Genomic DNA, 3,116 nt, shown 5'->3' with positions numbered 1-3,116 from the left:
CGGCGCCGCCCCCGCCGACAGCGCAGCCAGCGCAGGAGGCTCGGATCGAGCCTCCTTCCCCGCCGCGCGCGCCCGTCCCGCAGGCGGACGCGCCGCGCGAGGAGCGCGTGAAAATGACCCGCCTGCGCCAGACGATCGCGCGCCGCCTCAAGGAGGCGCAAAACGCGGCGGCGATGCTGACGACCTTCAACGAAGTCGACATGTCGGCGCTGATCGAGCTGCGCAAGCGCTATCGCGACGCCTTCGAGAAAAGGCACGGGGTCAAGCTCGGCTTCATGGGCTTCTTCGTCAAAGCCTGCTGTCAGGCGCTCGAGGAAATCCCCGCAGTCAACGCCGAGATCGACGGGACAGACATTGTTTACAAGCATTTCTGCCATATCGGCGTGGCCGTGGGCACGGATAAGGGCCTCGTCGTGCCGGTGGTGCGCGACGCCGACCGGCTGTCGCTCGCCGAAATCGAAAAGGCGATCGCCGAACTCGGCCGCAAGGCGCGTGAGGGCGCGCTCGATATCGCCGATCTGCAGGGCGGAACCTTCACAATATCGAATGGCGGCGTCTATGGCTCGCTGATGTCGACCCCCATCCTCAACGCGCCCCAGTCGGGGATTCTCGGCATGCATAAAATCCAGGAGCGGCCCGTCGCCATCGAGGGCAAGATCGAAATCCGGCCGATGATGTATCTGGCGCTCTCCTACGATCACCGCATCGTCGACGGCAAGGAGGCGGTGACCTTTCTCGTTCGACTCAAGGAGTTGGTGGAGGATCCGGCGCGGCTGACGCTCGGCGTCTAGTTTGCCCGCTGACTTGTTTTCTCCGCCGCGCCTCCGGCGGGAGAGGCTTTTGCCGGGCGCCCCTTCAAAAAGCTCTAATCATGCACATCTAATCTCTTGACGGCGCGCTGTTTGCACGGGCGCCGGGAGGTGGGTCGGATGCGACCGCCAGGAGGACGTGATGGAACTGAAGACCGCGATCGAGCAAAAGGAAGCTCCGCTGACGCCGGAGCAGTTCGCGCAGCTTGGCGATGGCGTCATCGCTTATGTGCGTCCGATGCGCTCGGAGGAAGTGAACCGGCTCTACCCGCAGGCGCCGCAAATCGCGCCGGGGCTGATGATTTTCGCGCTTTTCGGCGCGGATGGCGCCCCGATCGTTCTGGCCGATTCGGAAGAAGGCTGCATCGGCAACGCCCGCGAAAATCACCTGCAGATGGTCAGCCTGCACTAACCCGCGGGTGGAACGGAAATCCTCAACAAGGGCGCGCCTGCCGCGCCTTTGAGGATTCCCGCCTCGAACCGAAATCTTCGCCATTTGTCACATTGGTGACGCGGATGCGCCACGCTATGTCCCGCCGCGCGGGAAGCCTTCGCGTTTCTTGCGTCGAAGAAAGACATTTATTTTCAGTGATATAGATTTCTAGACGCCTGAGTCGCGCGGGCCGTGCGGCGCCCCTTCGCCCGCGAAATGGACGTTTTCCGCTAAAGGACGACCGCTCCTCTACGCCTCGGCGGGGAGTTTCTTCGCCAGCACCTTGTCGAGGCGCCTGCCGTCGAGATCGATCACTTCGAAGCGCCAGCCGAGCTTATCGACCGTCTCCCCGAGCTTGGGAAAGCGGATCAGCCCGTCGAGCACGAGGCCCGCGACCGTCTCGAAGCTTCGGTTCTCGGGGAGCGTCACGCCCAGGAGTTCGGCCATTTCGTCGACCGGCATCCAGCCGGCGAGCAGCCAGCTCCCGTCCTCGCGCCGCAGCGCCTCCGGCTCCTCGTCCCCTTCATTGGAGCGGAAGGCGCCGGCGATCGCGTCGAGAATGTCGGCCGGCGTCACCACGCCTTCGAAATGGCCGTATTCGTCATGCACGAGCGCCATCGGGATTTCGGCCTCGCGCAAGACGTTGAGCGCGTCGAGCGCGTCGATGGAATCGGGCACGACCGGCGCGGGCTTGACATGGGCGCCGATATCCAGCGGCTCGCCGCGCAGCGCCGGCCCGAGCAATTCGCGGATCAACAGGACGCCAATCATATCGTCCATGTCGCCTTCGCTGACCGGCAGACGCGCATGCTGTGTCTCGATGAGCTTTTCGCGCAGCGCCTCTTCGGGTTCGCTCAGATTGAGCCAGTCGACTTCGCCGCGCGGCGTCATCAAAGCGCGCGCGGCCCGATCGCCCAGCCGCAGGACGCCCGAAATCATTTGCTGCTCATCCGCCTCGATGGCGCCGCTGGAATGAGCCTCCGCGACGATCGTCCGGATCTCCTCGTCGGTGATGGCGGATTCCGTCGGGTTGGACTGCCCGACCGACAAAAGAATCAGGCGCGTCGACGCGTCGAGCAGCCAGACGACCGGCGCGACGGCGGTGGAGAGAAGCGACATCAGCGGCGCCATGCGGCAGGCGATGGTCTCGGCGTGGCGCAGCGCGATGTTCTTGGGCAGAAGTTCGCCGACGACGACGGAAAGATAGGTAATGGCGCCGATGACGCCGCCATAGCCGATCCATTCGGCGGCGAAGGCGGAAGCGCCCTGCGCCCGCAAGAACTCGCTCAGCTTCTCGCCGAGCGCGGCGCCCGAAAAGGCGCCGGCGAGAACGCCGACGAGCGTGATGCCGATCTGAACGGTCGACAGAAAGCGACCGGGATTTTCCGCGAGCGCCAGAGCGGTTTCAGCGCCGCGCCGCCCGTCGGCGGCGAGCGTCTTCAGCCGCACTTTGCGCGCCGAGACGATGGCCAGTTCGGAAAGCGAGAAAATTCCGTTGATTGCGATCAGCACAAGCGCGACGCCGAGCTCGAACATGGTTCCCTGACGCTCGGGGCGCGTGACCGCCCAGCCTTTGATTTCCGCTCGCTTCATAAAGCGTATCCGGAAATCGCTCAAGCGCGACGCGCGCGCCCGCTCGCGCCAAGGCGCTAGCCGCCGCCGAAAAGCTGCTCGAAAATATTCCTCTCGGGCGCGGCCCGCCTTTGGCTCGGGCGCGGACGCGACGGGATCGAGCCGACGGTCGGAATATCTTCCGGCGGCAGCAGATCGTCGATGCGGCGCGGCGGGGCTTCGTGCGGGACGGGCGAAGGCGGCTCCTGCATTGAGGCGAGCGGCTGTTCCTGCGCCGCGTCGGGCGCGGGCGCGATGGGCGC

The 3,116-nt window shown here is 65.3% G+C and carries 3 protein-coding genes and 1 pseudogene; 2 read left to right on the top strand and 2 right to left on the bottom strand.

Annotation, left to right across the window (positions count from 1 at the left end; genetic code table 11):
- A partial coding sequence (odhB, locus tag V3H18_RS16435; protein ID WP_332083161.1) for a 2-oxoglutarate dehydrogenase complex dihydrolipoyllysine-residue succinyltransferase occupies positions 1 to 791 on the top strand: 791 nt, incomplete at its 5' end.
- 160 nt (positions 792 to 951) lie between these two features.
- A complete protein-coding gene (locus V3H18_RS16430; RefSeq protein WP_332083160.1) occupies positions 952 to 1,221 on the top strand; it encodes a BQ00720 family protein in 270 nt (89 codons plus the stop codon).
- Positions 1,222 to 1,491: 270 nt separating this feature from the next.
- Here V3H18_RS16430 and V3H18_RS16425 read toward each other — a convergent pair whose 3' ends face one another.
- Both V3H18_RS16425 and V3H18_RS16420 read right to left on the bottom strand, forming a co-directional pair.
- Positions 1,492 to 2,778 (bottom strand): hemolysin family protein, encoded by a 1,287-nt coding sequence (locus V3H18_RS16425; protein WP_332083162.1) that lies wholly within the window; start codon positions 2,776 to 2,778, stop codon positions 1,492 to 1,494.
- Positions 2,779 to 2,891: 113 nt separating this feature from the next.
- Positions 2,892 to 3,116: pseudogene (locus tag V3H18_RS16420) on the bottom strand (hypothetical protein); the annotation flags it as partial.

Source organism: Methylocystis borbori (assembly GCF_036576025.1).
GTDB classification, from domain to species: Bacteria; Pseudomonadota; Alphaproteobacteria; order Rhizobiales; family Beijerinckiaceae; genus Methylocystis; species Methylocystis borbori.
The sequence above is the reverse complement of the archived record's forward strand: the minus strand, read 5'-3'. Positions and strand labels throughout refer to the sequence as shown.

Bases quoted from the DNA above. Each gene is read 5' to 3' on its own strand.
- V3H18_RS16430 (WP_332083160.1), top strand. From the start codon at position 952: ATGGAACTGAAGACCGCGATCGAGCAAAAGGAAGCTCCGCTGACGCCG.
- V3H18_RS16425 (WP_332083162.1), bottom strand. From the start codon at position 2,778: ATGTTCGAGCTCGGCGTCGCGCTTGTGCTGATCGCAATCAACGGAATT.